Origin of the sequence: Duganella sp. 1224, assembly GCF_013408245.1 — a bacterium.
Taxonomy (GTDB): Bacteria; Pseudomonadota; Gammaproteobacteria; order Burkholderiales; family Burkholderiaceae_D; genus Rugamonas.
This window is the reverse complement of record NZ_JACBYS010000010.1, coordinates 57,038-83,310: the sequence shown is the minus strand read 5'-3', so window position 1 is coordinate 83,310 and position 26,273 is coordinate 57,038. Positions and strand designations below refer to the sequence as shown.

Here is a 26,273-nt window from a genome sequence, read left to right as displayed (position 1 = left end):
AAAACAGAAACGTGAGGTCAAAAATTTTTAATCGCTGCCTCAATCGCTGCCTCAATCGCCGCCTAACAGGCGCGCCACCTTGCCGCCCATTTTCAGGAAGCGCTGCATGGTCGCCGGCGGCAGGTGCTTGTAATCGTCATAGGTCGCGGTCAGCATCTCGAGGAAGTCCAGCACCTGCTCCATCTTCGCCTTGGTGGCCTGCTCCAGCAGCGGATCGCTTTCCGCCTCCAAGGCGCAGGCGCGCAGCACCGTCAGCGTGGGATCGATCTCGCGCTTCTTGCGTTCCTCAACGATGACGCGGAAGATCTCCCATACGTCCTGCAAGGCCGCGAAGTGATCGCGGCGGTCGCCGGCCATGTGGGTGATGCGCACCAGCCCCCAGCTCTGCAGCTCCTTCAGGCTGTTGCTGACGTTGGAGCGCGCCACATTCAGCGTCTCGGCGATCTGCTCGGCGTTGAGCGGCTGGTTGGCCAGGAACAGCAGCGCGTGGATCTGCGCCACGGTGCGGTTCACGCCCCAGCGCGTGCCCATCTCGCCCCAGTGCAGGATGTACTTTTGTATGGTCGGCGTCAGCTCCATGATTTCTCAAATTTCTGTCAATACAGAAATATTAGGATGCCATTACAGCAAAGTCAACGACTTTTCTTTCGGATGCGCCATGTAGTCGCTGAGCCAGGCGTGGATGCGGTTGGCCTTGGTGGTGATCGCGCTGTCGAAGCCGCGCGCGGTCAGCAGGGCGATGCCGTTGCTGTCTCGCAGCAGGCCGGGTTGCAGTTGCCAGCGGCCGCCTTCGCGGCGCACGCACCACGGCTGCAGGCAGTCCGACAGCAGCGACGCCAGCACCAGGTGGTGCGAGGCCACCACCACCCGCCCGCGCTGCGCCAGCGTGTGCAGCACCGCGCCGGCCGCCGATACCGACTCCAGGTAGTTCGTGCCGCGGAAGATTTCGTCGATGAGGAAGATGGCCGGCGCGCGCGCCGCCAGCGCCAGTAGCTTCTGCCCGCGCCGCAGTTCGGCCATGTAGAAGCTCTCGCCGCTGTCCAGCGCGTCCTCGTTCTGCATGCTGGTGTACACCGGCCGCAGCGGCGTGACCGCGCGCCCGGCGTAGCAGAAGCCGAAGGCGCGCGCGGTGATCAGGTTCAGGCCGATGGTGCGCAGCAGGGTGCTCTTGCCGACGCCGTTCTGGCCGGAGATGAACACGCCCTGCTCCGCCATGCTGAAGGTCAGCGGCGCGGCGTCGGCCAGCAGCGGATGCACCACCGCGTCCAGCGCCACCGCGTCGCCGCGCTCGGCCCAGCAGAACGACGGCGTCTGCGCCAGGTGACGCGCCAGCGCCAGATCCGCCTCCAGCGCCGCCACCCGTTCAAAGCTCGAGCGCAGGAAGCCGACGTTCTCGCGCACCACGTCGCGGCTGCGGAAGTAGTGCCGCACATTTTGCAGGAACATCCAGTCCGCGTAATCGCGCGCGCCTGGCAGCTCGGCCAGCAGCGAACGGCTCAGGCGCCAGTTCAGCTTTGCCGCCTCGGCGCCGTCGTCGCGCAGCGGCGCGGTGGCGCCATGGTCCACCTGCGCCAGCTGGCCGTGCGCGCGCAGCATCTGCTGCGTGGCATGGAGGATGCGTTCCCACTCCTGGATCGCGTCGTGGTAGCGCGCCTGGATCGCGCACAGCGTGAGGAACAGCGCCAGCGTCACCACCCACATCCACAACCAGCTCATGCCCAGCGCCAGCGCGGCCGACAGCAGAAACGCCACCGGCAGCCAGCCCAGCGCCGGCACCCAGCGCGGCGCGGCGGGCAGCGGCGCGCCAAACAAGGTCGCGCTGATTTCACGGTCGGCCTCGCGCAGGCCGGCGCTGGCGGCGCCCAGGCGCTGGCGCAGCCCCTCGTCCGCCACCAGCGCGCGGACGCGGACGGTGGACGGCTCGGCGTCCACATGCAGCCGGCGGTGCAGCTCCTGCTGGCCGAAGATGCTGGTGCCGCGCGCCAGCGCCGCGCTGTAGGCAGGCAGCAGCAGGTCGTCCCAGGTGGGCGCGTCCAGCAGGGTGTCCGCGTCGGACAGGGTGCGGCGGTACAGGTCAACGTCGCTCGGCACAAACGGGTAGTCGGTCATGGAAAGGATTAAAAAGTGGCAACACGGCGCCAGATGGGCGTGCTTGACAGTTTTTCAAGTCAGGGCGGACGGCACGGACAAAGCCGGACGCTCGCGGACAGCGGACACCAGCGCATATTCCCCATCAAATCAATTACTTAGTTGCTGGCACGCTTTCTGCATAACGTCGCCCATTCCTTCATTACCCGACCATCATGATACGTGACACCTCCAACCAGGACGCCGTGATCGCCCCGCCCAAGGGCCAGGCCAACAAGCGTCGCCTGATCATCGCCGGCGGCGTTGTGGCGCTGCTGGCCGTGGGCTGGTACCTGTTCCACAACTGGCGCGGCAGCGACCACTCGGTCAACATCGCGCGCCTGCGCATCGCCGAGGTGGGACGCGGCACGCTGATCCGCGACGCCGCCGTCAATGGCCGCATCGTGGCCGCCGTCAGCCCGACGCTGTACGCGCCGTCGCTGGCCACCGTCACGCTGCAAGTCCACGCCGGCGACACCGTCAAGAAAGGCGACGTGCTGGCGGTGCTGGAATCGCCCGACCTGTCCGACGCGCTGAAAAAGGAGCAAGCCGCCTACGCGCAGATCGAGGCCGACGTGGCGCGCCAGCGCATCCTGGCGCGCAAGCAGAAGCTGCTGGCGCAGCGCGACGCCGACACCGCCGAAATCGACCGCCTGTCCGCGCAGCGCACGCTGGAGCGCTACGACGCCGTGGTCAACGACGGCATCATCGCCAAGATCGAATACCAGAAGGCCAAGGACGCGCTGAACTCCGCCGCCATCCGCGCCAAGCACGCCGAGCAGGCCTCGACGCTGGAGAGCGACAACGTGGCGCTGGAGCTGGAGTCCAAGCTCAAGCAACTGGAGCAGCAACGCAGCACGCTGGCCAACGCCCAGCGCCGCGTCGACGAGCTGACGGTGCGGGCGCCGGTGGATGGCTTCATCGGCACGCTGTCGGTGACCAACCGCAGCGTGGTGCCGGCCAACACGCCGCTGATGACGCTGGTCGATCTGTCGCGCCTGGAGGTGGAGCTGGAGGTGCCGGAAACCTATGTGTCCGACCTGGGCATCGGCATGAACGCCGAAATCAACTACGGCACCGGCACCACCACCGGCAAGCTGTCGGCGCTGCCGCCGGAGGTGGTGAAGAACCAGGTGCTGGCGCGCGTGCGCTTCAACGAACAGCCGTCCGGCCTGCGCCAGAACCAGCGCATCACCGCGCGCCTGCTGATCGACGAGAAGCACGACGTGCTGATGGTGCAGCGCGGCCCGTTCGTCGAATCGGAAGGCGGCCGCTATGCCTACGTGGTGCGCGACGGCCTGGCCATCCGCACCCCGATCAAGCTGGGCGCCACCAGCGTCGCCGCCGTGGAAATCCTCGGCGGCCTGAAACAAGGCGACAAGATCGTCATCTCCGGCACTGAAACCTTTGAGAACGCCGAACGCGTCTCGATCAATCAATAACGCAATCACCTATTTGAGAGGCCCTTATGCTGCGCATGAAAAACCTGAGCAAAGTGTATCGCACCCACATGATCGAAACGCACGCGCTGCGCGGTTTCGAGATCGAAGTCCATCAGGGCGAATTCGTCACCGTCACCGGTCCTTCCGGCTCCGGCAAGACCAGCTTCCTCAACATCGCCGGCCTGCTGGAGGAATTCACCGACGGCGAATACGTGCTGGATGGCGTCAACGTCAAGGGCATGGACGACAATGCCCGCTCGCGCCTGCGCAACGAGAAGCTGGGCTTCATCTTCCAGGGCTTTAACCTGATTCCCGACCTGTCGCTGTTCGATAACGTCGACGTGCCGCTGCGCTATCGCGGCTTCAACGCGGCCGAGCGCAAGGAGCGCATCGAGGACGCGCTGGCCAAGGTCGGCCTGGCGTCGCGCATGAAGCACTATCCGGCCGAACTGTCGGGCGGCCAGCAGCAGCGCGTGGCCATCGCCCGCGCGCTGGCCGGCTCGCCCAAGCTGCTGCTGGCCGATGAACCGACCGGCAACCTGGATACGCAAATGGCGCGCGGCGTGATGGAACTGCTGGAAGAGATCAACGCCGCCGGCACCACCATCCTGATGGTCACGCACGATCCCGAACTGGCGGTGCGCACCCAGCGCAACGTCCACATCATCGACGGCCAGGTGTCCGACCTGGTGCGCAAGTCGCCGTCGCTGAGCAACGTGGCGTAAGGAGGCGGCATGTTCCAATACTACTTCCTGCTGGGCGCGCGCAGCCTGCGCCGCAATCCGGCCCTGACCGCGCTGATGGTGCTGACGCTGGCCATCGGCGTGGCCGCCAGCATCGCCACGCTGACCATCCTGCACGTGATGTCGGGGAACCCGATTCCGAGCAAGAGCGAACGCCTGTTCGTGCCGCAGTTCGACAACGGCCCGCTGGACAGCTACAAGCCCGGCGACAAGGCCAATGACGAGCAACTGAGCTACCGCGACGCCATGAACCTGATGAACAGCAAGGCCGGCGAGCGCCGCACCGCGCTGTTCGGCATCAGCATGCCGCTGGAGCCGGAGCGCAAGGACATGGGCGTGTTCATCGTGCGCGGCACCGCCGCCGGCGGCGCCTACTTCAACATGTTCGAGGCGCCGTTCCTGCACGGCCAGGGCTGGGCGCCGGACGCCGACCAGCGCGGCGACAACGTGGTCGTCATCGGCCGCAAGCTGTCGGAAAAACTGTTCGGCAACGACGACGCCACCGGCCGCCGCATCCGCATGGGCGGCAACGACTACCAGATCGTCGGCGTGCTCGATACCTGGGAAGTGGTGCCGCGCTACCAGCGCCTGATCGGCTCGGAGAGCTTCTTCGGCGACGAGGACGACATCTACATCCCCTTCGCCACCGCCATCCGCAACCAGGTCAACCGCAATGGCAGCGTAGGCTGCCAAAGCAACGTCGAGCCGGGCTTCCAGGGCTTCATCGATTCCGAGTGCACGTGGATCCAGTTCTGGTTCGAGACCGCCACCCCGGGCGACCGCGCCGCGCTGCAAAGCTTCCTGGACAGCTACACCGCCGAACAGCGCAAGCTGGGCCGCCTGCTGCGCCATTCGCCCAACAAGCTGTATGACGTGATGGAGTGGCTGGAGTTTAACAAGGTGGTCGACAACGACAACAAGCTGGCGGTGTGGCTGTCGTTCGGCTTCCTGCTGCTTTGCCTGGTCAACACCATCGGCCTGCTGCTGGCCAAGTTCTCGGTGCGCGCTTCCGAAGTCGGCATCCGCCGCGCGCTGGGCGCCTCGCGCCGCGAAATCTTCACCCAGTTCCTGATCGAGACCACCGTGGTTGGCCTGGTCGGCGGCGTGCTTGGCCTGCTGCTGGCGTTCGGCGCACTGGCGCTGATCGCGATGCAGTCGCGCGCCCTGGCCACCGTCACCCAGATGGACTGGGTCATGCTGCTGACCACCTTCGTGCTGGCGGTGTTGTCGGCCGTGCTGGCCGGCCTGCTGCCGACCTGGCGCGCCTGCCAGGTGACGCCGGCGCTGCAACTCAAATCCCAATAAGCGAGGCCCATCATGGAAATCCGTCCCATCCTGTCGGCGCTGCTGCGCAACAAGACTGGTCCCGTCCTGGTCGCGGTGCAGGTGGCCCTGAGCCTGGCCATCCTGTCCAACGCCCTGTACATCGTCAAGGACCGCCAGGCCATCTCGGCGCGCCCCAGCGGCGTAGCCGATGAAAGCGCGGTGTTCAGCGTCCAGATCCGCCGCCTGAAGGCGCTGCCGCACGAGGCCAGCCTGGCCAGCCAGCGCGCCGAACTCACGACCATGCGCTCGGTGCCCGGCGTGGTGTCGGTGGCGCAGACCAGCCAAATTCCGCTGAGCCGTTCCGGCAACACCACCGGCCTGGCGACCGACCGCAAACAGGTGCAAGCGGTGGCGCTCGGGTCCACCTACATCAGCGCCGACTCGCTGGTGAAGACCTGGGGCCTGCAGCTGATCGAAGGCCGCGACTTCCTGCCCAACGAGGTGCTCGAAGTGGATGAACTGACCAGCAAGGAATTCCCCAAGGTCGCCATCATCACCCGCACGCTGGGCGAAAAGCTGTGGCCCGGCGCCACCAGCTTCGTCGGCAAGGACATGCTGAACGGGACCGGCAGCGACGCCAACGCGCTGCGCATCGTGGGCGTGGTCGAGCGGCTGCAGACGCCAGCGGCGCAAATCACCGCCAAGGGCGAGCAATCGTTCATCATCCCGATGCGCGCCACCGGCGAAGCCGCCTACGGCTACACCGTGCGCGCCGAGCCGGGCCAGCTCGACCGCGTGACCAAGGACGTGGAATCGGCGCTGCGCAACGCCTCGCCGGAACCGATCATCGTCAAGACCAAGTCGATGACGGACACCCGCAGCGCGCGCTACCGCGCCGACATGGCGCTGGCGTGGATGCTGGTGACGGTCAGCGTGCTGCTGTTGCTGATCACCGCCAGCGGCATCGTCGGCATGGCCAGCCTGTGGGTGACGCAGCGCCGCAAGCAGATCGGCGTGCGGCGCGCCCTGGGCGCGCGCCGGGTCGACATCCTGCGCTACTTCATCACCGAGAACATCCTGATCACCAGTGCCGGTGTGGGCGCCGGCGTGCTGCTGGCGCTCGGCCTGAATCAGCTCATCGTCAGCAAGCTGGAGATGGCGCGCCTGCCGGCCAGCTACCTGCTGATCGGCTCCGGCGTGTTCTGGGCGCTGGGCATCCTCGCCGTCTACGGTCCGGCGTGGCGCGCGGCCAGCATCTCGCCGGCCACCGCCACGCGCACCGCGTGACGGCCAGGAATGTTATGCTTGCGGCATGCCTACTGTACTGATCATCGACGATAACGCCGCCGTCTCGGTGGCGCTGGAAGTGCTGTTCTCGCTGCACGACATCGAGGCGCTGCGCGCCGCCTCGCCGGAGGAGGGCCTGGCGCTGCTGGAACAGCACAGCGTCGACCTGGTCCTGCAGGACATGAACTTCAGCGCCGACACCACCTCCGGCGCGGAAGGCACGGCGCTGTTCCGCGCCATCCGCGCGCGCCATCCCGAACTGCCGGTGATCCTGCTCACCGCCTGGACCCACCTGGACGCGGCGGTGGACCTGATCAAGGCCGGCGCCGCCGACTACCTGGCCAAGCCGTGGGACGACAACAAGCTGATCGCCACCGTCAACAACCTGATCGAACTGGGTCAGGCCAAGCGCGCCTTGCAGCAGCGGGTGCAGGTGGAACTGCGCCAGCGCCGCGAGCTGGAAAGCGGCCATGACCTGCGCGGCATGGTGTTCCAGGACCCGGCCACCGAACGGGTGATCCACCTGGCCTGCCAGGTGGCGCGCGCCGACGTGCCGGTGCTGATCTCCGGGCCGAACGGCACCGGCAAGGAGCGCATCGCCGAAATCATCCAGGCCAATTCCGCGGTGCGCGGCGGACCGTTCGTGGTGCTGAACTGCGGCGCCATTCCGTCCGAACTGATCGAGGCGGAACTGTTCGGCGCCGACGCCGGCGCCTACACCGGCGCCTCCAAGGCGCGCGAGGGCAAGTTCGAGGCGGCCGACGGCGGCACGCTGTTCCTCGACGAAATCGGCAACCTGCCGCTGGCCGGGCAAATGAAGCTGCTGCGGGTGCTGGAGACGGGCCGCTTCGAGCGCCTCGGCTCCAACCGCGAGCGCCAGGTCAAGGTGCGCGTCATCAGCGCCACCAACGCCGACCTGCCGGCCATGATCAAGGCCGGCACCTTCCGCGAAGACCTGTTCTACCGCCTCAACGTGATCGAACTGCGCCTGCCGCCGCTGGCCGCGCGGCCGCTGGACATCCTGCCGCTGGCGATGCACTTCCTCGGCGCCCATCCACGCCTGCAGCTGCACGCCGACGCGCGCGCGGCGCTGCTGGCGCACCCGTGGCCGGGCAATGTGCGCGAACTGAAGAACGTCATGCTGCGCGCCGGCCTGCTGGCCAGCGGTGACGTCATCAAGGTGGCCGATCTTGGGCTGCCGCCGGCGACAGGCGCCAGCGCGTCCGCCCCCGAGGAAAGCAGCCGTGAGCTGGACCGCGACGCCATCCATCTGGCCCTGAACCGCGCTGGCGGCGTGGTGGCGCAGGCGGCGGCGGAGCTGGGCCTGTCGCGCCAGGCGCTGTACCGCCGCATGGAGCGGCTGGGCATCGTGCGGCCGTGATGGACCGCGACGACGAGCACGACGCCGCCACTGGCGAAACGCCCGAGCCGCCGGCGCCACGCGCCCCCGGCGCCAGGCCCGCCGCGGGGCCGCCACCGCGACGCAGCGGCCTGCGCCTCTCGCTGCTGACCCGCTGGACAGCGCTGATCGGCACCCTGCTCACGGTCGGCCTGCTGATCGCGCTCGAACTGACGCGCATCTTTCCCGACCATCCCGGCCTGGTGCTGGCCATCTGCCTGCTGTGCATACTGCCGATCGCCATCATCACCATCCGCGCGGAGCTGGAGCGCATGCTGTCCCTGTTCCGCGCCCTGACCGGCACCGTCACCAGCTACCAGGACGGCGATTTCTCCTTCAGCCTGCACTGGGCGCAGGATGACGAACTGCGCGAACTGGTGGACGCCCACAACGCCCTCGGCGCCGTGCTGCGCAAGCAGCGCCTGGACCTGGTGCAGCGCGAACTGCTGCTGGACACCATGGTACAGAACACGCCGGTGGCCATGCTGCTGGTCTGCGAAGCAGGCCCCATCGCCTACGCCAACCTGGCCGCGCGCCAGCTGCTCCACCAGGGGCGCCGGCTGGAGGGCCACCAGCTGGACGAGATCCTGGCGCACGCCTCGCCGGCGCTGCTGGAAGCGCTGGCGCGCGGCGGCGATGGCCTGTTCACCACCAAGTCCGCCAACGCCGACATCGACGAGGAAGACGTCTACCACCTGGCCCGCCGCAGCTTCAAGCTGAATGGCCGCAAGCACGAACTGCTGCTGCTGCGCCAGCTGACGATGGAACTGCGGCGGCAGGAAGTACAGACGTGGAAAAAAGTCATCCGCGTCATCAGCCACGAACTGAATAACTCGCTGGCGCCATTGACGTCGCTGGCGCACTCCGGCGCGGAGCTGGTGCGGCGCGGCCAGACCGAGCGCCTGCCGCAAATTCTGGCCACGATCGAAGAGCGCACGCGCCACCTGGAAAACTTCATCCTCGGCTACGCGCGCTTCGCCAAGCTGCCGGCGCCACGGCTGGAAAGCCAGCAGTGGCAAGGCTTTCTTGGCCAGTTGCGCGAACAGGTGATGTTTACACTGATCGGCGAGGCGCCGGCGGAAGCGGCCGTGTTCGACCCCGCCCAGCTCGAGCAAGCCCTGCTCAACCTGCTGAAAAACGCCCACGAATCCGGCTCGCCGGCGGAAGAAGTCAGCCTGGAAGTACGGCGCCTGCACGACGCCGTGCGCATCGACGTGCTGGATCGCGGCCCGGGGATGAGCGAAGCGGTGCTGACCAACGCGCTGGTGCCGTTCTACTCCACGAAGCGCAGCGGCACGGGGCTGGGGCTGGCCCTGGCGCGCGAAATCGCCGAAGCCCACGGCGGCCGCATCACGCTGACCAACCGCGACGGCGGCGGCCTGATCGTCACCATCCTGCTGCCGCTCACCAGCTAAGCCCCCCACCGGGGTCTGACCCCGCACGGGGTCAGACCCCATCTGGCCTGGGGGTAACAGCGGCTGATAAACTAGCGCCATGACCAAACCCTCCCCCCGCTTCGACCACCCCGGCCACCCGCCCGCCACCATCACCGAATTCCAGGGCGTGCGCAGCCTGCACCTTGGCACCTCCTGGGTCCAAGGCGCGATGCGCATCGCCAAGCCAGACAACATCGAACTGGAATACGTGCAGATGATGATGATGTGGCTGCTCTTCCACGACCAGCCGCGCCACATCGTGCAACTGGGCCTGGGCAGCGCCGCGCTGACCAAGTTCTGCTACCGTCGCCTGCCGCAGGCGCGCGTGACCGCCATCGAACTCAATCCCAACGTCATCGCCATGTGCCAGTCGCAATTCGGCCTGCCGCCCAACGACGAACGCCTGACCGTGCGCGAAATGAACGCCATGGACTTCGTGCTCGATCCGGCCAACCGCAACAGCGTCGACATCCTGCAGGTCGACCTGTACGACGAGGAAGCGCGCGGCCCGGTGCTCGACTCGCAGGAGTTCTACCAGGGCTGCGCCGACGTGCTGCGCGACGGCGGCATCATGACCGCCAACGTCTTCGGCGACGACTTCACCAACTACGACAAGAACCTGCACACCATGGAACTGGTGTTCGACGCCGTGGTGTGGCTGCCGGAAGTCCACGACGCCAACATCGTCGTCATCGCCTTCAAGCAGGCGCCGTCGCTCGACTTCAGCGTGCTGTATGAGCGCGCCGGCGAGATCAAAAAGAGTTTCAACCTGCCGGCCAAATCCTGGGTCAACGGCTTGAAGGAATGGATGCGCGACCACCAGTAAACATCCTCGTTTTCCGCCTATCGATATGCAAGCGCATCATACCGATGCGCGCGTACCACACTTTTGCACCATCATCGCGCAAATTCGTGCCGGGGTCGCCGGCCAGCTTACGACACATTGCGCGAGTATGAAAGCAGTATGTTCGGCTGTGCATATTTCGCAACATTGTGGTGCAAGCCACGTTGGCATGTTCCGACCCGTCGCCTTAGTATTTTTCCAACGGCCTTCCCCCGCGGCCGTCTCCAAAAAAATATCACGAGAGAGAACAATGACAAGAGCACCGCACTTCAAACGCACCATGCTCGCCAGCGCCATCCTGCTGCTGGCAGCGCAAACCGCCACCGCGCAAACCGCCACCGACAACGGCGCCAAGGCCGACGAGCAGACCGTGGTGGTCCTCGGCTCGCGCTCGGTGGCCAAGACCGCGCTGGACACCTCGGCGCCGGTCGGCCTGATCGGCCTGAAGGACCTGCAGACCGCCGGCCCGCTGGAACTGGGCAAGCTGCTGCAAACGCTGGACCCGTCGTTCAACTTCTCCACCACCTTCATCAGCGACGGCACCGACTCGATCCGCCCCGCCACCCTGCGCTCCCTCGGCCCAGACCAGGTGCTGGTGCTGATCAACGGCAAGCGCCGCCACCAGCAGGCGCTGGTCAACGTGCAGCAGACCATCGGCCGCGGTTCGGCCGGCACCGACATCAACGCCATTCCGCTCGGCGCCATCCACCACATCGAGGTGCTGCGCGACGGCGCGGCCGCGCAGTACGGCTCGGACGCCATCGCCGGCGTGATCAACATCGTCCTCAAATCGAATGTCGGCGAGACGGCGCTGAGCGGCCAGCTGGGCACCACCTCCGAAGGCGACGGCGACCTGTACTCGGCCAGCGCCAACCGCGGCTTCGCGCTGGGCGAAAACGGCGGCTACATCAATCTGACGCTGGAAGGCCGCAAGCGCGGCGAAACCAACCGCGCCGGCCCGGACTCGCTGCGCGTCAGTCCACCGCGCGTGACGCAGCACATCGGCGACAGCAACACCAAGGACGGCTACTTCTGGTGGAATGGCTCGCTGCCGATCGACAAGGCCAGCGACTTCTACGCCTTCGGCGGCGTCTCCAAGCGCAAGAGCGACTCGTATGGCTTCTTCCGCTCGGCCGGCGACGACCGCACCGTGCCGGCCGTGTATCCCAACGGCTTCCTGCCGGCGATCAGCACCGACATCAAGGACGCCTCGTTTGCCTTCGGCTACCGCCACGACCTGCCGCGCGACTGGAAGGCCGACATCAGCATCAACTACGGCCGCAGCGAACTGGCCTTCCACGAATCCAACAGCCTGAACGTCTCCTACTGGTACGAGCCGAAACCGGGCGGCGGCATCTATGCCGAATCGCCGCGCGAGGCCGACACCGGCACGCTGAAGTTCTCGCAACTGACCTTCAACGCCGACGTCAAGGGCCCGGTCAGATTCGGCGACAGCGAAGTATCGCTGGCCACCGGCTTCGAGTACCGCCAGGACAACTACCAGATCGTCGCCGGCGATCCGGTGTCGTACCAGTACGGCCGCAGCAACAACCCGGCCATTCCAATCACCACGCCGAGCGGCGCCACGGCGGCCGCCGGCATCCAGGGCTTCCCCGGCTACACGCCCGGCACGGCGGTGGACTCGGGCCGCCACAATATCGCCCTGTTCCTGGACGCCGAAACCAAACCAATCGACACGCTGACGCTGGGCGGCGCCGTGCGCTACGAAAAATACTCGGACTTCGGCAGCACCGTCACCGGCAAGCTGAGTGGCCGCTTCGACCCGACCAGGGAAGTAGGCTTCCGCGCCAGCCTGTCCACCGGCTTCCGCGCGCCGAGCGTGCAGCAGGAGTTCTACAGCTCCGTGTCCACCAACCTGAATAATGGCGTGCTGACCGAAACGCTGACCGCGCGCCAGGGCAGCGCCGTCACCCAGGCCTTCGGCATCAAGCCGCTGAAAGAGGAAACCTCACGCAACGGCAGCATCGGCGTGGTGCTGCGGCCGGTGAAGGACTTCTCGCTGACGGCGGACGCGTACGAGATCAAGATCAAGGACCGCATCGTGTTCTCCAGCGAAATCGCGCCGGAAGCCGGCGGCGGGCCGATCGCCAACATCCTGCGTCCGCTGGGCGTGGGCCAGGCGCAGTTCTTCACCAACGCGGTGGACACCCGCACGCGCGGCCTGGACGTGGTGGCCGAAAACACCACCAGGTTCGACAACTCGACGCTGGTGCTGTCGGGCCAACTGGGCTTCAACAAGACCGAAGTGACCAAGCGCCATTCGACGTCGTCGGTGCTGAGCGGCGAAAAACTGTTCGACGCCTCGCAGGTGACGCTGATCGAACATGGCCAGCCGCGCAAGCACCATGTAGTGGCTGCCGACTACACGGCCGGCGCCTGGAACGTGAACACCCGCGCCAACTACTACGGCCCGGTGGAAGCGTCCAACTTCAGTCCACTGCAGAAATGGGACGCGCGCTGGCTGGTCGACGCATCGGTGCGCTATGGCTTCAGCAAACGCACCTTCCTCAGCCTGGGCATCAACAACGCCTTCAACCAGCTGCCTAACCTGTGGACCAACGGCGGCGACTTCCCGAAACTGGGCTTCACCCGCTGCTGGGAGACCTGCCCTATCGGCTTGAACGGCCGCTCGTTCTACGTGCGGGCGGATACGGCGTTTTAAGCGACGTCGCGCAGTTGGCGGCGTAGGCCGCCAGGTGCACCAGCGCCGCCAACTGCTTCACCAGTCCCTCCATCTGCTCGGCCGGCACTTGCGCATAGCCGAGCATCAGCCCTTTCCAGCCGGAGTCGCCCTGCGTGTCGTGGGTACTGAGCGCATTGACGGCGATGCCGTGCTCCTGTGCCTGCGCGACGATGGCCACGTCGTCGATGCGCGCGTCGTTGAAGCGCAGTGACAGGTGCATGCCGGCCGAACCGCCGTGCACCGTCGCCACCGAGCCCAGATGCCGTTCCAGCGCGGCCACCAGCGCATCGCGCCGCTGACGGTACAGGCGGCGCATGCGCCGCAGGTGCAGCGCGAACTGGCCGCTGCGCAGGAATTCGGCCAGCGCCAGCTGCTCCGCCACGCGCCCGCGCGCCGACGACTGCGCGCGCATGCGCGCGAAGGCCTCGGCCAGCGCCGCCGGCGCCACGATGAAGCCTATGCGCAGCGACGGAAACATGGTCTTGCTGAAGGTGCCGAGGTAGAGCACCGGGGCGTCCGCCGCCAGGCCCTGCATGGCGTGCAGCGGCGCGCCGTCGTGCCGGAACTCGCTGTCGTAATCGTCTTCGATAATCAGCGCGCCGGCCGCGCGCGCCGCCTCGATCAGCGCCAGTCTGCGGCGCAAGGTCAGCACGCTGCCCACCGGGTACTGGTGCGATGGCGTGGTGTAGATCAGCCGCGGGGGCCGCAGCAGCCAGTCGTCCGCCGTGGGCGCCATGCCGTCGTCATCGACATCGATACCGGCAACGGCCAGGCCGGCGCCACGGGCGGCCGCCAGCGCGCCGCCGTAGCCGGGGTTCTCGATCCAGACCGTGTCGCCGGTGTCGGCCAGCGCATGCATGCAGATATCCAGGCTGCTCTGCGTGCCATCCGTGATGAACACCTGCGACGCCTCGCACACCACGCCGCGCGCGGCGCGCATGTGGTCGGCGATCGCCTCGCGCAGCCGTGGTTCGCCGGCCGGATCGCCGTAGTTCAGCTGCGTGACGGTCACCGCGCGCAGCGCGCGCTCCATCATGCGCCGCCACAGCGCCATCGGGAACTGTTCCAGCGCCGGCACGCCCGGCACGAACGCGCCCATGCGGTCCGCCTGCCCAGGCACGGCACGCAGGTTCTGTGCGCGTCGCGAAAGTCCGGCCTGCGGCGCCGCCGCTTCGTCACGCCGCGCGGGCTTGCGTTGAGGCGCCAACGCGGCCACCAACGTGCCACGCCGGTCGGTCACCACGTAGCCCTCGCTGGCCAGCTGCTCATACGCATACAGCACCGTGTTACGCGCCACGCCCAGCTCTTCCGCCAGCGCACGCGACGCGGCCAGGCGCGATCCGGCGGCCAGCGTGCCGTTGCGGATCGCGGCGCGCAGGCACTCGTGCAGCAGGCGCTGGCGCGGCCAGCCGCGATGCGCGTTCTGCGCGGTGTAGTCGGATATCAGCAGTGCGAGGTCCATTGACATCATTATAACTGTCGCTCCACAGGCGACAAAGCGTCTCCTGCCGGACGGTTTATCACGTTCCGGCAAGCCGCCATACTGCGTCATCACCTCACATTCTTCAGGAGCTTCCTCATGAAACAGTTCATCACCAGCCTCGCCTTCGCCGCCTTGTCGGCCACCGCCGCCGGCGCCGTCCATGCCGCCGCGCCGGACGTGCGGATGTACCGCCTGGACTGCGGCCACATGACGCTGGGCGACAAGTCGGTCCTGTCGGACGCTGGCCTCTACCGGGGCCAGTCCTACGACATCGTCATGACCTGCTACCTGATCAAGCACGGCAAGGACTGGCTGCTATGGGACGCCGGCCTGCCGAAAAAATACCTGCCGGGCCCCGTCGTTGAAGGCACGTTCACCACGGCCCTGGACCGCACCATCGCCGACCAGCTGCGCGACATCGGCCTGCGCCCGGAAGACATCACCTACGTGGCCGTGTCGCACGCCCACTTCGACCACGCCGGCCAGATCAACGACTTCCCCAACGCCACGCTGATCATCCAGCGCGCTGAACTCGACGCCATGGCCGACACCGAAAAAGCGGCGTCGCACTACATCGATGCCGCGCTGTTCAGCAGCCACGTCGCCGGCAAGGACCTGAAGCGCGTGCGGGTGATCGACGGCGATGTCGACCTGTTTGGCGACGGCACGCTGAAAACCATCCACACGCCGGGCCATACGCCTGGCAGCATGGCGCTGCTGCTGAAACTGAACACGGCCGGCTACTATGCGCTGTCCGGCGACCAGTGGCACATCACCGAAAGCCACGAGCGGCAGCAGGTGCCAGTCTGGAACTACGACCACCAGCAGACCATCAGCTCCGGCAAAAAGCTCGACAACGTGATCGCGCAGACCCGCGCCACGCTGGTGATCGAACACGAGCCGGTGGACAACAGGAAGCTGCCGGCCTTCCCGCGCTTCCTCGACTGAGCAGGGTGCGCCTGGCGGCTATTGCTGGAGCGTCTGCACGATATGCTCCAGCACCACGCGCGTTTTCGCGGTCATGCGGTGCCCGACCGGGATCAGGGCGTGCACCGGCGCCGCCGCCACGTCGGCCTGCGGCAGCACATGTACCAAGCGGCCATCCTTGACAAAGGGCTGGGCGAAACGGTCCATGATCTGCGCCACGCCCATGCCCATCGCGGCCGCTTCAACCAGCGCGTGGCCATCCGCCAGGATCAGCGCCGGCGTGGGTGCGAACTCGCGGCGCTCGCCCTCATCATTCAAGGTCCAGCCGCGCAGCTGGCCGGTGGGGCTGCGAAACAGCACGGCGTCGTGATCGGCGAGGTCCGCCAGTGCCACAATCGCGCCGCGCTGCCCCAGATACGACGGCGCTGCGTAAAGCCCCATTTTCAGGTCGCAGATTTTACGGACGGTCATGTCACTGTCGGCAGGCAGGTGGCCGATGCGGACCACAATATCCCAACCGTCAGCCACCGGATCGGACATGCGGTCGTTCAGCGCCAGCTCCACCACCACCTTCGGATGGCGCGCGCGCAATGCGCCCAGCGTCGGCAGCACCACGCGCCCGAAACCGGCCGGCAGGTCGACGCGCACGCGCCCCACGGGCTCGGAGCGATTGGCCGCCAATTCCAGCTCCGCTTCCCTCAGGCGCTCGATCGCCGCCTGCGCCGCAGACAGGTAGATCTGCCCATCTTCCGTCAGGTGCACCGCCCGCGTGGTGCGCTGGAACAGCTGCACCGCCAGGTGCTTTTCCAGCCGCTGCACCGCCTTGCCCACGCCAGACTTGTTGGCGCCGAGCCGCGCTGCGGCGGCGGTGAAGCTGCCCGCCTGCGCCACAGCGACGAACGCCATGATGTCCTGCAGCGAGGCACCGATCATTTCATGCATTGTCTCTCCCCTTGCAGGGTGGCTCCAAAAAATAAGCCACCGCTGGATCTTTTTGCGATGCCAGCATCTTATTACATTGTGACCTCAACCTTTTGGAATGGAGATCATGAACGACACAGCTTCCGCCCCGAGCGCGCGCACCCGCGTGCGCCGCGTCGCCACCAACGCGCATTACCACAGCACCACCCTGCATGCCATCATCGATGACGCCTACCTGTGCCACATTGCCTTTGGCGACGCCAGCGGCGCGCATTGCATACCCACGGCCTGCTGGCGTGAGGGCGATTACCTGTACATCCACGGCTCCAATGGCAGCCGCATGCTGAAGCGCCTGATGGATGGCGAATGCTGCGTGACCATCACGCACCTGGATGGACTGGTGCTGGCGCGCTCCGCGTTCAGCCACTCGATGAACTACCGGTCTGCCATGATCTACGGGCGTTTTGAGGTAGTGGAAGGCGCCGATGCGCGGCATGCGATGGAAGCGTTCATGGAGAAGCTGCTGCCCGGCCGCCAGGCGGACGTCCGCCCCGGCTCGGACAAGGAATACGCCGCCACCACCGTCATGCGCATTCCGCTGGCGGAAGCGGCGTGCAAGGTCCGCACAGGACCACCCAACGATGATGAGGAAGACCTGGGCTGGCCGGCGTGGGCCGGTGTGCTGCCCTTCGCCCGCGCGCATCTGCCCCCGGTGGCCGATGCGGCCTGCACGCTTGAGGCGCCGGCATACGTGCGGCGCTGGCAGCAGGAATAACGCTAGTCCAGCATCGGCGTCAGGTCAGGATCGCTCTTGCGCATCGCCCGGCGATAGGCTGGCCTTGCGCCGATGCGCTGCAGGTAGTCACGGATATGCGGATACGGCGCCAGATCAAACGGCTGGAACAGGCGCATGGTGGTAAGCGAAAATACCGTCATGATATCCGCCGCCGAGAATTCGCCGCCCGCGAGATAGGCTGCTTGCGCCAGTCGCTCCTCCATCAACGCCAGCACGCGCTCCATGCGGCCATGCACGGCCGCCAGCGCCGGGTGTCCTTCCGCCAGACCGGCGCGGCGCATGAACAGCACACGGCCAATCGCCGGCTGAAGATTGCCGTTTGCGAAATGGAACCAGTACAGGTAGTCCGCATAGCCAGGATGTTCCGGGCCGAACTTGAGCCGCCCGCCGCCATGTTTGACGATGATGTATTCGACGATGGCCGCCGATTCGGCCAGCATGAGCGGTCCGTCTTCGATGACCGGCGCCGCGCCGAGCGGATGCAGCGCTTTCAGTTCCGGCGGCGACAGCATCGTTGCCGGGTCGCGCGTGTAGTGCTGGATTTCATACGGCACATCCAGCTCCTCGCAGAGCCAGACGATGCGTTCGGACTGCGCATGGCCAAGGTGGTGGATTTTGATCATGTCATGCTCCTTTCAAAGAACGCGCTCATGGCCACGCACCGCAGTGGGTGCAAAGCCGAAACGCTGACGGAACCGCACAGCGAAACGCGATGATGATGCATACCCCACCGATAGCGCGATGTGCGATACCGGCTGCGTGGTCGCTTGCAGCAGCGTCAACGCGGTGGCCATGCGGATATCGACCAGCAGTTCGGTCAGCGTGGTGCCTTCTGTGGCAAGGCGCCGGCGCAGCGTCGCCTGTGACACTGACAGTTCGTTCGCCACGCGGTCTGCCGACCATTCCTGCTGCGGGCCGGAACCGATCAGAACGCGCACTCTGGACGAGATGTCCGCCAGGGCAGCCGGCGCAGAAAGCGCCACGCCGGCCTCCAGCAGCCAGTGCATCACTTCCAGCATGCGTTGCCGGGCCACGGATACGGGCAAACCGCAGCTCAAGGCCTCGGTGGCGCGCGCGAATGCGTCGGCAAGTCCTGCGTGCACCTTGGTCAGTGCACGCGCTTGGGATGGTGCTGCGGCCGTGGTTGCGCGGAGGCGGTAAAACGCATCGTCCAGCAGCGCCGGATCAAACACCAGCCAGCGCGCTTCGTAATGTTCGCCTTCGGTGACGGTGTTGGTGAAATCGACGGTCTGGCCGCCCGCAAAGACGAGCGCCTGGCCGGGGCGCGCGCGCACTGGCGCTCCATGTGTCGCGCGCACCGTCTTGATACCCCGGTCGACCAAGATCAGCGCCGGCTGCTGGACGTGGATCCGCAGTATTTCCAGTTCGCGCCCCTGCATCACATGCGCGGCGGCGCCTACGCCTTGTATGGCGTGGATGTCGCGGTCCGGATCGGGATGGGCCATGTGAGCGCCTGTTCGTGGAAACACCCGTAGTGTAGCTGCCACGCGGCGCGGCATGTGTGCCGTATCACTCGGATTTGGTGCCGATTCGCTCAAACACCATTTCATGTCCTGACATACGCTGCTCGCGCCACCACAGCGCCAGCAACAGCAGCGCAAACAACACCCCTGCCACACGTGTACCGACCCACGCCTCCCCCTCGTCCGCGCCAACCACGTCGGCATTGACGAGCTTCGCGGCTGGGGGAGCCAAGCGGGCGGCGTATTGCGCGGTGGCGTCGCGGCGCAGGGCTTTCTGCCATGCCGGCCAGTCGCCGGCGGCGTAGATGTACGCCATACCCTGCTCCGCCATGCCTTCCGCGCCGAACTTCAGCCAGCCAGCCTTGTGGGGCCAGAACGCCGCGCACACACCATCCGCCTTATCCGCGCGCGCGGCCAACGTCATCGCCGCATGGCCATCGGCGGAAAGCGCGGTCCCGGCCTTCACGCCCTGCGCGCAGACCTCCGTGCGCAATCCCGGTAGCGGCATCGGGTCATCCATGCGCCACGCCGTCTTTTGCACGCCCTCCAGCGCAATCAAATCCATGGCCGACTGCCACCACAACGCCAACGCCTGCGGCGCGCTGATCGCATACTTATGCCAGTCCGACACGCCTATCCACACCAGGCGCCCCGCCCCAACACGACGCTGCCACAACCAGGGCTGCCGCTTCCCATCGCGGGCCAGAACCGACCACGCCCCAGCACTGTCCGAAGGATTCAGCTGGGCCGGCGGCAGCGAGATGACGCCGAACTGCCGCGCGTCCTCCTTCTCCGTCGTCGGCGATTGCGGATGCAGCGGCAATCCAAACTCCCGCTGCCAGACGCCCGCATCCGCCGCATTCCCGCCGAGGATCACCAGCGGCGCGCCTTTGCCAGCCTGCGCCAGCAACATCGCACGCCCAGCCGCGTTCAAATGCTCGACATACGCCGCGTCGACGAACAGCGCATTCGGCGCAGTCAATGGCTCGCGTGCCGTCTCGCTACGCGAGATCGCCTTGCCCAGCGTGACACTCCAGTCCAGTATCGCGCCGCCATCCGACAGCAGCTGATTCAACGCCCGCGCATCAAACGACGGCGCATCGAAGCGCCCCTGTATCTGCAAAGGCACGGCATCCGTCACCTGCAACGGCAGCGGTCCCTGCGCGACGGTCTTGCCGCTCTTGTCGAGCAAACGCGCCTGCAACACCATCGTCTCGGCCACCGGCGGCAACCACTGCACAGACAACTGCGATGCCGCCGCCAGCCCGGAATCGGCCAGCACCTGCTTATTCTCCGCCAGCAGCTGCAGGCGCCACGGCGCCGGAACCAATGAGCGCCGCACCGTCAACGTAAAGATGCGGCCCAGCGATATCGAGCGAGGAAAATCAAGCCACAACAGATCCGCCGCCGCAGGCTGCCATTGCAGCGGACGCGCGGGTAAATCACGCCACTCGGCTTCCCGTACACCGTCGCCGCTCAACACGATGCTGGACGCGGAGGGAATCGCGCGCAGATCGGATTCGCTGATGCGGCCGGCCGCCGTACTGACGTTCAGCGGACCGGAGGCGCCTGGTGGCAGACGCACATCCGCAATCGCCACCGCCAGGGCGACACCTGCCAATACAGCCAGGCCGGCGTCGATCCAGCGGCGCCGGCGGGCGAACAGCGCCGCGCTGATCATGCCCACCACCAGCGCGGCCAACGGCGGCGCTATCGACATCAGGTCCGTGGACATCATCATTTGCCTTGCTCCTTGCCGCGCCACGCCTGGCGGAACGGCGTCTCGGCCGAGGAACGCGCCTGCAGCAGCACCGGCGCTTCCACCAGCGTGCCACGCAGCCACGCGCGCAACTCGGCGCGGCATGGCACGCAGCCATCCTGCACATCCTGAACCGCGCGCTGCGCGCTGAGCTTCTGCTCCTGATCGGGGATGCGGGCGGCGATCGCATCGCGCGCCGATTTGCTCCACAAGGCGGGCAAGGCGCCATCCTGCGACAAGGCTTGCACCAGGTCCCGTACCTCGGCCGGCACCGTATCGCTGGCCGTGCCCTGCGCGCGCTTGTAGCTCATGGCGCCGACCATGTCGCCGGTCATGCGCTTTTCCTCTTTCAGCGCCGGCGGCACGAAGGCGGTTCGGTGCAGATAAACGCGTTCCGCGGCCTGCAATTCCTTGATCGCGTCCAGCGCCTTGTATTCCGGTGGCAGCGCAGCCTTGGGCGCCACCGCGCGCAGGGATTTTTCCGCGTCCCACATCGCGGCCAGCGCGCGCTTGAGGATGGCCTTCGTCTGCGGATCAAAGATCGTGGCGTTGTCCTCCACGTCGTGCGCGTGGCCGAATTCCTTCATCACGCCGATTTCGCTGCCCGGCTTTTCGTTGCCGTGATGTTCGTGCTCATGCTCGTCGTCGCCGAACAGGCTGGATTCTTCGCCGAGGAACTGGCCGTAGCGCAGGCGCAGCGCGGCCTGGTCGGCGGCGATGCCTTCGCTGCGCGCGCGCAGCGTGGCGGCGGGCATGTTGGGATGCGCTTGCAGGTCCGCCACCAGTTGTTCGGTATCGATAATGATCTGGCGCTGGCTGCGCAGGTTTTCCGGCTTGCTCATCGATGGCAGCGCGGTCGAGTCCAGGCTTTCCGCCTCCGGCCCGGGCACGCGCAGCGTGTAGGTAGGCGATTGGCTGGTGTGCGGATTCTCCGGCGCGTTGTCGGTGGCGCGGACGAAGAAGTACAGTTCATCGCCCGCTTCCATGCCGAGTTCCGCCAACGTCCATTGTTTTTGCCAGTTGCGCACTTTCGGATCGGCCGATTGCGGCAGCGGTACTTCCTTGTCGCTGAAGCGGATGTTTTCGCCGCTGCCACGCGCGAGCGTCAGGTGCAGGCTGGCGCGGACGATGGCGTAGTCGTCGCGGGCGCTGATGGCAATTTGGACAGCCTTGGCGTCCTTTTGCAGCAGGTGGATCAGTTCTGTCGGCTCGATGACGCTCACTTGCGGTGCCTGATCCGGCGCCACGCGGATGTTGTAGCGGGTGCCGGCGGCGCCGCGCACGCGCCAGAACAGCGAGTCTTCCACGCGGAGCCTGGCGCAGTCCTTGCCAATGGTGAGCAACTGGCCGTCGCCCAGTTCGACCGCCGGCGCGGCGCCGGTGGCGTTGCGAACGCACCAGCGGACTTCCGCATATTGAGGAATCTGGATGTCGCGCGCGCCGGTGTCGAATGGCTTGATGCCGGTGTAGGCTGGCGGCGTGACGCTGAGATAGACCTCGCCATCCACCACCGGCTTGTTGGCTTGGGCGTGTGGCGCGGCGGGGCGTGCTGGCGGGACCTTGCCGTGCCATGCGGCGGCGGCGGCGGATGCCAGCAGCGCGAGGATCAGCGGGAGGAGGGCGAAGCGCGCGCGTGTCGCGGCGATGCGCTGGTAATCGGCGGCGGTCAGCGCGTTGGCAAGACGGGCTTGCAGGCGTTGTTGCTGGAGCCTGGCGATGGATGTGGTCACCTCGCGGGCCAGCAGATCGCTGCTGTCTTCCAGCGCGGGGACGGCAGTGTTGAGCCAGGACGGCCACTGGCTGGCGATGCGTTGCCGCCAGCGATAGGCGTCGGCGGCGGCGCTGATCGCCCAAATGGCGATGGCCGCCGCCGTGAAAGTGCGGGCATTGGGCAACAGCCACATGGCCAGGGCCAGCGGCACGAGGGCGGCCAGCCAAAGTGGCGCGCGGCGCCGGCAGATGGCGGTCCACAGACGGCGGCGCAAGTGGTCAGGTTCGCCGTGCATGCGTGAGGATCCGTTCGATGATGAAGAGGGCCAGCAACGCCAACGCCAGCCAGTACGCCGGCCTGGCATTGCTGATGGCGGGTAGCGCGCTGCGCGTGCTGCCGAAGATCTGCGATGGCGTGGCGTAGGGCGGCGATGGTGCGGCGGAGAGCCGCTGCCAGGATTCGTAGAGTGCGCGAGCGGTGTCGGCGTCGCGTGGGGGAAACGCGTCCGATGTCCACAGGCGGCCACGCGCGGAGTCGGCGTATTTCATCGTGATGCCGTTCAGCGTTAACGTCGATGCGTTTGCCAGTTCCGGGAACGCCGGGCGTGCCACACCTGCGGCGGGTACGGCAGGCGCGCTGGATACCGCGTCGCCTCGGGGCGCGGCGTCAGCGGCAGCGATCCACCAATTGGCAGCGCGCCAGTTGGCCGGTGGCGCGGCGGCGGGCATGTCCCAGACGATCAGCGTCGTGTTGGCGTCGGGTTCAGCGGACAGCTTGTGGCGTGTGGCGGCGTTGCCGGCGACGTCGAACGCGGCAAAGAGCGATTGCCACGCCATGGCGCGGTCGGCGGTCGCCGCCACCGTGATGTGTTGTTCGGTGCGGGGTGCTGCGGCGGCGACGCTGTGCGGAGCGGTGCGCACTTCTATCGGGTGGCTGAATTGCGGCACGCGGGCTGGCATGGCGATCTGGCCGGCACGGGCGACGATGAGCAGCCTCGCCGCCGGGCGCCAATCGCGTTCGTGGGCACGCAGCCATTGCAGTGCGTTTGGCGGCAGGGCGGCGCGCGCGGCGGAGGTAAAGCCTGCGGCCGTGATCTGCTGTTCTGTCCAGGCGTTGTCCGCGCCGCTGTCGATCAGGACAGTGTCGCCACGCCATGGGAAGATGGTGGCAGCCAGCCAGGCAATCAGCGTCACCAGCAGCACGCAGCGGACCAGCAGCAGCATCCTGTCGCGCCACTGCCACACGCGCAATTGCTGCGGCGGCGCCGACGGCAGAAAGCGCGCTGTGGCCAGCAGTTCAGCTTTGAGGCGCTGACGTTTCTGGCGATGCCACCAGATTGGCAGCAATAGCACCGGCAATGCCAGCCACCACAGAGGGTAAGAACTCAACATCATCGCGCCCGCGCTCCGGCCAGTTGCAGCCAGCCGCGCAGCACGCCGTTCAGCGGCTGCTCGATGCGCGCCTCGTAGTGCACGATGTTGTGTTGCCGGCAGCTGCCGGCCACTCCGTCAAAATGCGTGCGGCTTCGCTGCTTGTACTGTTCGCGATCGGCGTTGGACAGGCGATGCGGGCCATCATCATGCTCCGGGTCGCGGTAGCCGGCCCCGGATCTGAAGCTGGCGTCGACTTCGGCCTGCGTGCGCAGCGTGAGCAGGCGGACGTCATGGCGCATATTGCGCAGGCGGAGCAAGGCCTCGCTCAGCGGCGATGGCCAGTCGAGAAAATCGCTGGCGGCGAAGATCATGCCCGGTGCGCGGGCGAAGTGCAGGCTGGCGCGCAGCACATCGGCGGACGGCAGGCCGCCTTGTGGCGTCGCCTTGTTCAGCGCCGCCAGCACGCGTTGCAGTTGGCGCGGACCGCGCGCGGCCGGCGTGAACTCGACTTTGCCGGCGCTGCAGATCACCAGCCCAAAGGCGTCTCCCTGGCGCTGGGCGATGGCCGCCACGCAGGCCAGCACCGTGCGGGCGAACCAGAGTTTATCGATGCCGTTGATCTCGCGGCTCGGTTCCGCCATCGACGCAGTGGCGTCCAGCCAGAGCCAGGCGGCGACGTGGCTGTCCCGCTCCGCCTCGCGGACGAAGTAGCGGTCGGCGCGGGCCAGCAGTTTCCAGTCCACGCGCCGCCACTCGTCGCCGGGGGCGTAAGCGCGGTACTCGGAGAACTCGACGCCCGCACCGCGCTCGCGGCCGGCGTGGATGCCATGCCCCAGGCCCGCCAGCACATGGCGGATGACCAGATCCAGGTCCCTGGTCTGGGCCAGCATGGCGGTCATCGGGCCGGCGGCAGGTTTGGCGGTCAGTGACATCGGCAGCTTAGTCCGGGCGGATATGCTCGCGCAGCGCTTGCAGGATGTCGGCGATGGCCACGCCATCCGCCTCCGCCTCGAAATTACGCAGCACACGGTGCGCCAGCACCGGCAGCAGCATCTCTGCGATATCGTCGCGCGTGACGGCCAGGCGGCCGTGCATCAACGCGCGCGCCTTGGACGCCAGCACCAGCGCCTGTCCGGCACGCGGTCCCGCGCCCCAGCCGATATGTTTCTGCACCGCCGGCACGGTGGTCAGCGATGGCCGCGTGGCCCGCACCAGCCGGGTGGCATAGGCCACGAGGTGATCGCCGATCTCGATATCGCGCACCAACTGCTGCAGGCGCAGCAGCGTGGCGACATCCATCACCGGCTCGGCGTCCTTCAGGCCGGCGTGCGTGGTCGCGGCCACCATGGCGATTTCCTCTTCCTCGGTCGGATAGACCACGTCGATGCGCAACAGGAAGCGGTCCAGTTGCGCCTCCGGCAAAGGATACGTGCCCGCCTGTTCGATCGGATTCTGCGTCGCCAGCACAAAGAACGGCTTGGGCAGCTTGTGCGTCTGGCCGGCGAAGGTGACGGAGCGTTCCTGCATCGCCTCCAGCAAGGCCGATTGCGTTTTCGGCGGGGCGCGGTTGATCTCGTCCGCCAGCAGCACCTGCGTGAACACCGGCCCTTGCTGGAAGCGGAACTCGCGCTTGCGCGTCGCATGGTCCTCTTCAAGGATCTCGGTGCCGACGATATCCGACGGCATCAGGTCCGGCGTGAACTGCACGCGGTGGAAGTCCAGCTCCGTCGCCTGCGACAGCGACTTCACCAGCAGCGTCTTGCCCAGTCCCGGCACGCCCTCCACCAGCGCGTGGCCGCCGGCCAGCAGGCAGATGATCAGCGAGTCGATCACATTTTCCTGGCCGATGATCACGCGCGACATGCTGGCCTTCAGCGCCTTCACCTTGGCGGTCAGTTCGCCGATTTCATTTTCGCTCCAGGCGACACCTTCAGCCATAACTACGCTCCCAACGCATATTGAATGATATTGACCGCAAAGCGGGTGTTATCGACCGCGAGGAAACGCTTGTTGCGGAAGTCGTAATCCCACTCGCAGCCATAGTCCTTGTTGCTGTACAAAAGCCGCACGCGGCCGCCCACCTCGACCGCCTTCAGATAGTCGTGCACCAGATCGTCGCCCCAGCCGTTCAGCTCCACGGCGGTGTTGGGCGGCCCGTCTTCAAACTTGAAGAAGCTCGAATAGATCGGATGGTTGTTGGGGATCTTGTGCAGCGCCTTCGGCCCGAAGATGCGACCGATTTCGGCCTCGAACGATTTCGCGAACAGCCCATCGATGTCGTGATTGCAGTCGTCCACGAACAGGAAGCCGCCGCCCTTGATGTAGCGCTCCAGATTCTTGCGCTCTGCCGCCGTGAACTGCACCAGCTTGTGGCCGGCGAAATAGCAGAACGGCGCCTCCAGCATTTTCGGGTCGGACAGCGCAACGATGCGCTCGACGGGATCGACCCGCAAGGTGGTGTACTCCACCAGCGAGTTCAGTACGTTGCTGGGCATGCGGACATCCACATCCCAGTCGCCCGACTCGTAGGTCAGGCGCGTGAAATAGAAATCGTAGGAAGCCACAGCCGCT

Annotated in this window: 22 protein-coding genes; 10 read left to right on the top strand and 12 right to left on the bottom strand. The window is 66.7% G+C overall.

Annotated elements, in window-relative coordinates; all coding sequences use genetic code 11:
• Nucleotides 1-51: 51 nt before the first annotated feature.
• Both FHW58_RS26200 and FHW58_RS26195 read right to left on the bottom strand, forming a co-directional pair.
• A complete protein-coding gene (locus tag FHW58_RS26200; protein WP_179676130.1) occupies nt 52-579 on the bottom strand; it encodes a GbsR/MarR family transcriptional regulator in 528 nt (175 codons plus the stop codon).
• Between the two features lie 42 nt (nt 580-621).
• Entirely contained in the window at nt 622-2,109 is a 1,488-nt protein-coding gene (locus FHW58_RS26195; protein WP_179676129.1) for a DNA mismatch repair protein MutS, read from the bottom strand.
• 194 nt (nt 2,110-2,303) lie between these two features.
• On the opposite strand from FHW58_RS26195, the gene FHW58_RS26190 reads away from it, so the two are divergent.
• From FHW58_RS26190 to FHW58_RS26155, 8 genes are all read left to right on the top strand, one after another.
• Nucleotides 2,304-3,569, top strand: coding sequence for an efflux RND transporter periplasmic adaptor subunit (locus FHW58_RS26190; RefSeq protein ID WP_179676128.1), 1,266 nt, complete (start codon nt 2,304-2,306; stop codon nt 3,567-3,569).
• Between the two features lie 26 nt (nt 3,570-3,595).
• The gene (locus FHW58_RS26185) at nt 3,596-4,294 is read left to right on the top strand and encodes an ABC transporter ATP-binding protein (protein ID WP_179676127.1); all 699 of its coding nucleotides are present in this window, start codon (nt 3,596-3,598) and stop codon (nt 4,292-4,294) included.
• 9 nt (nt 4,295-4,303) lie between these two features.
• Complete coding sequence (locus FHW58_RS26180) at nt 4,304-5,617, top strand: ABC transporter permease (protein WP_179676126.1); 1,314 nt, start codon at nt 4,304-4,306, stop codon at nt 5,615-5,617.
• 12 nt (nt 5,618-5,629) lie between these two features.
• Complete coding sequence (locus FHW58_RS26175; RefSeq protein ID WP_179676125.1) at nt 5,630-6,865, top strand: ABC transporter permease; 1,236 nt, start codon at nt 5,630-5,632, stop codon at nt 6,863-6,865.
• 25 nt (nt 6,866-6,890) lie between these two features.
• Nucleotides 6,891-8,246, top strand: a complete 1,356-nt coding sequence (locus FHW58_RS26170) for a sigma-54 dependent transcriptional regulator (RefSeq protein ID WP_179676124.1) — start codon at nt 6,891-6,893, stop codon at nt 8,244-8,246.
• Nucleotides 8,246-9,679, top strand: a complete 1,434-nt coding sequence (locus FHW58_RS26165; protein ID WP_179676123.1) for a PAS domain-containing sensor histidine kinase — start codon at nt 8,246-8,248, stop codon at nt 9,677-9,679. The genes FHW58_RS26170 and FHW58_RS26165 overlap by 1 nt, the downstream gene beginning before the upstream one ends.
• Nucleotides 9,680-9,758: 79 nt before the next feature.
• On the top strand, nt 9,759-10,526 hold the full coding sequence (locus FHW58_RS26160; RefSeq protein WP_179676122.1) for a methyltransferase domain-containing protein: 768 nt from the start codon (nt 9,759-9,761) through the stop codon (nt 10,524-10,526).
• 268 nt (nt 10,527-10,794) lie between these two features.
• Nucleotides 10,795-13,227, top strand: coding sequence for a TonB-dependent siderophore receptor (locus tag FHW58_RS26155; RefSeq protein ID WP_179676121.1), 2,433 nt, complete (start codon nt 10,795-10,797; stop codon nt 13,225-13,227).
• Here FHW58_RS26155 and FHW58_RS26150 read toward each other — a convergent pair.
• On the bottom strand, nt 13,175-14,710 hold the full coding sequence (locus FHW58_RS26150) for a PLP-dependent aminotransferase family protein (RefSeq protein WP_179676120.1): 1,536 nt from the start codon (nt 14,708-14,710) through the stop codon (nt 13,175-13,177). The two genes, FHW58_RS26155 and FHW58_RS26150, sit on opposite strands and share 53 nt — an antisense overlap.
• A gap of 117 nt (nt 14,711-14,827) precedes the next feature.
• Here FHW58_RS26150 and FHW58_RS26145 point away from each other — a divergent pair, with 117 nt between their 5' ends.
• Nucleotides 14,828-15,679 (top strand): N-acyl homoserine lactonase family protein, encoded by an 852-nt coding sequence (locus tag FHW58_RS26145; RefSeq protein ID WP_179676119.1) that lies wholly within the window; start codon nt 14,828-14,830, stop codon nt 15,677-15,679.
• Nucleotides 15,680-15,697: 18 nt separating this feature from the next.
• Here FHW58_RS26145 and FHW58_RS26140 read toward each other — a convergent pair whose 3' ends face one another.
• Nucleotides 15,698-16,600, bottom strand: coding sequence for a LysR family transcriptional regulator (locus FHW58_RS26140; RefSeq protein ID WP_179676118.1), 903 nt, complete (start codon nt 16,598-16,600; stop codon nt 15,698-15,700).
• Nucleotides 16,601-16,706: 106 nt separating this feature from the next.
• Between FHW58_RS26140 and FHW58_RS26135 the strand changes: the two genes are divergently transcribed.
• Complete coding sequence (locus FHW58_RS26135; RefSeq protein ID WP_179676117.1) at nt 16,707-17,354, top strand: pyridoxamine 5'-phosphate oxidase family protein; 648 nt, start codon at nt 16,707-16,709, stop codon at nt 17,352-17,354.
• 2 nt (nt 17,355-17,356) lie between these two features.
• Here FHW58_RS26135 and FHW58_RS26130 read toward each other — a convergent pair whose 3' ends face one another.
• From FHW58_RS26130 to FHW58_RS26095, 8 genes are all read right to left on the bottom strand, one after another.
• Nucleotides 17,357-17,998 (bottom strand): glutathione S-transferase family protein, encoded by a 642-nt coding sequence (locus tag FHW58_RS26130; RefSeq protein ID WP_179676116.1) that lies wholly within the window; start codon nt 17,996-17,998, stop codon nt 17,357-17,359.
• Between the two features lie 12 nt (nt 17,999-18,010).
• The gene (locus FHW58_RS26125; protein WP_179676115.1) at nt 18,011-18,841 is read right to left on the bottom strand and encodes an AraC family transcriptional regulator; all 831 of its coding nucleotides are present in this window, start codon (nt 18,839-18,841) and stop codon (nt 18,011-18,013) included.
• Between the two features lie 64 nt (nt 18,842-18,905).
• Complete coding sequence (locus FHW58_RS26120) at nt 18,906-20,600, bottom strand: hypothetical protein (protein WP_229265501.1); 1,695 nt, start codon at nt 20,598-20,600, stop codon at nt 18,906-18,908.
• Nucleotides 20,597-22,624 carry a DUF4175 family protein gene (locus tag FHW58_RS26115; RefSeq protein ID WP_179676114.1) on the bottom strand — a complete coding sequence of 676 codons (2,028 nt, stop codon included), beginning with the start codon at nt 22,622-22,624 and terminating at the stop codon, nt 20,597-20,599. The genes FHW58_RS26120 and FHW58_RS26115 overlap by 4 nt, the downstream gene beginning before the upstream one ends.
• Complete coding sequence (locus FHW58_RS26110) at nt 22,608-23,723, bottom strand: hypothetical protein (protein WP_229265500.1); 1,116 nt, start codon at nt 23,721-23,723, stop codon at nt 22,608-22,610. The genes FHW58_RS26115 and FHW58_RS26110 overlap by 17 nt, the downstream gene beginning before the upstream one ends.
• The gene (locus tag FHW58_RS26105) at nt 23,720-24,634 is read right to left on the bottom strand and encodes a DUF58 domain-containing protein (protein WP_179676113.1); all 915 of its coding nucleotides are present in this window, start codon (nt 24,632-24,634) and stop codon (nt 23,720-23,722) included. The genes FHW58_RS26110 and FHW58_RS26105 overlap by 4 nt, the downstream gene beginning before the upstream one ends.
• Before the next feature lie 7 nt (nt 24,635-24,641).
• A complete protein-coding gene (locus tag FHW58_RS26100) occupies nt 24,642-25,640 on the bottom strand; it encodes a MoxR family ATPase (RefSeq protein WP_179676112.1) in 999 nt (332 codons plus the stop codon).
• A 2-nt stretch (nt 25,641-25,642) separates the two neighbouring features.
• A complete protein-coding gene (locus FHW58_RS26095) occupies nt 25,643-26,266 on the bottom strand; it encodes a DUF4159 domain-containing protein (RefSeq protein ID WP_179676111.1) in 624 nt (207 codons plus the stop codon).
• Nucleotides 26,267-26,273: the final 7 nt, after the last annotated feature.

Excerpts from the sequence above, each read along its gene's own strand:
- FHW58_RS26200 (WP_179676130.1), bottom strand. The coding sequence starts at position 579 with ATGGAGCTGACGCCGACCATACAAAAGTACATCCTGCACTGGGGCGAG.
- FHW58_RS26195 (WP_179676129.1), bottom strand. The coding sequence starts at position 2,109 with ATGACCGACTACCCGTTTGTGCCGAGCGACGTTGACCTGTACCGCCGC.
- FHW58_RS26190 (WP_179676128.1), top strand. The coding sequence starts at position 2,304 with ATGATACGTGACACCTCCAACCAGGACGCCGTGATCGCCCCGCCCAAG.
- FHW58_RS26185 (WP_179676127.1), top strand. The coding sequence starts at position 3,596 with ATGCTGCGCATGAAAAACCTGAGCAAAGTGTATCGCACCCACATGATC.
- FHW58_RS26180 (WP_179676126.1), top strand. The coding sequence starts at position 4,304 with ATGTTCCAATACTACTTCCTGCTGGGCGCGCGCAGCCTGCGCCGCAAT.
- FHW58_RS26175 (WP_179676125.1), top strand. The coding sequence starts at position 5,630 with ATGGAAATCCGTCCCATCCTGTCGGCGCTGCTGCGCAACAAGACTGGT.
- FHW58_RS26170 (WP_179676124.1), top strand. The coding sequence starts at position 6,891 with ATGCCTACTGTACTGATCATCGACGATAACGCCGCCGTCTCGGTGGCG.
- FHW58_RS26165 (WP_179676123.1), top strand. The coding sequence starts at position 8,246 with ATGGACCGCGACGACGAGCACGACGCCGCCACTGGCGAAACGCCCGAG.
- FHW58_RS26160 (WP_179676122.1), top strand. The coding sequence starts at position 9,759 with ATGACCAAACCCTCCCCCCGCTTCGACCACCCCGGCCACCCGCCCGCC.
- FHW58_RS26155 (WP_179676121.1), top strand. The coding sequence starts at position 10,795 with ATGACAAGAGCACCGCACTTCAAACGCACCATGCTCGCCAGCGCCATC.
- FHW58_RS26150 (WP_179676120.1), bottom strand. The coding sequence starts at position 14,710 with ATGGACCTCGCACTGCTGATATCCGACTACACCGCGCAGAACGCGCAT.
- FHW58_RS26145 (WP_179676119.1), top strand. The coding sequence starts at position 14,828 with ATGAAACAGTTCATCACCAGCCTCGCCTTCGCCGCCTTGTCGGCCACC.
- FHW58_RS26140 (WP_179676118.1), bottom strand. The coding sequence starts at position 16,600 with ATGCATGAAATGATCGGTGCCTCGCTGCAGGACATCATGGCGTTCGTC.
- FHW58_RS26135 (WP_179676117.1), top strand. The coding sequence starts at position 16,707 with ATGAACGACACAGCTTCCGCCCCGAGCGCGCGCACCCGCGTGCGCCGC.
- FHW58_RS26130 (WP_179676116.1), bottom strand. The coding sequence starts at position 17,998 with ATGATCAAAATCCACCACCTTGGCCATGCGCAGTCCGAACGCATCGTC.
- FHW58_RS26125 (WP_179676115.1), bottom strand. The coding sequence starts at position 18,841 with ATGGCCCATCCCGATCCGGACCGCGACATCCACGCCATACAAGGCGTA.
- FHW58_RS26120 (WP_229265501.1), bottom strand. The coding sequence starts at position 20,600 with ATGATGATGTCCACGGACCTGATGTCGATAGCGCCGCCGTTGGCCGCG.
- FHW58_RS26115 (WP_179676114.1), bottom strand. The coding sequence starts at position 22,624 with ATGCACGGCGAACCTGACCACTTGCGCCGCCGTCTGTGGACCGCCATC.
- FHW58_RS26110 (WP_229265500.1), bottom strand. The coding sequence starts at position 23,723 with ATGATGTTGAGTTCTTACCCTCTGTGGTGGCTGGCATTGCCGGTGCTA.
- FHW58_RS26105 (WP_179676113.1), bottom strand. The coding sequence starts at position 24,634 with ATGTCACTGACCGCCAAACCTGCCGCCGGCCCGATGACCGCCATGCTG.
- FHW58_RS26100 (WP_179676112.1), bottom strand. The coding sequence starts at position 25,640 with ATGGCTGAAGGTGTCGCCTGGAGCGAAAATGAAATCGGCGAACTGACC.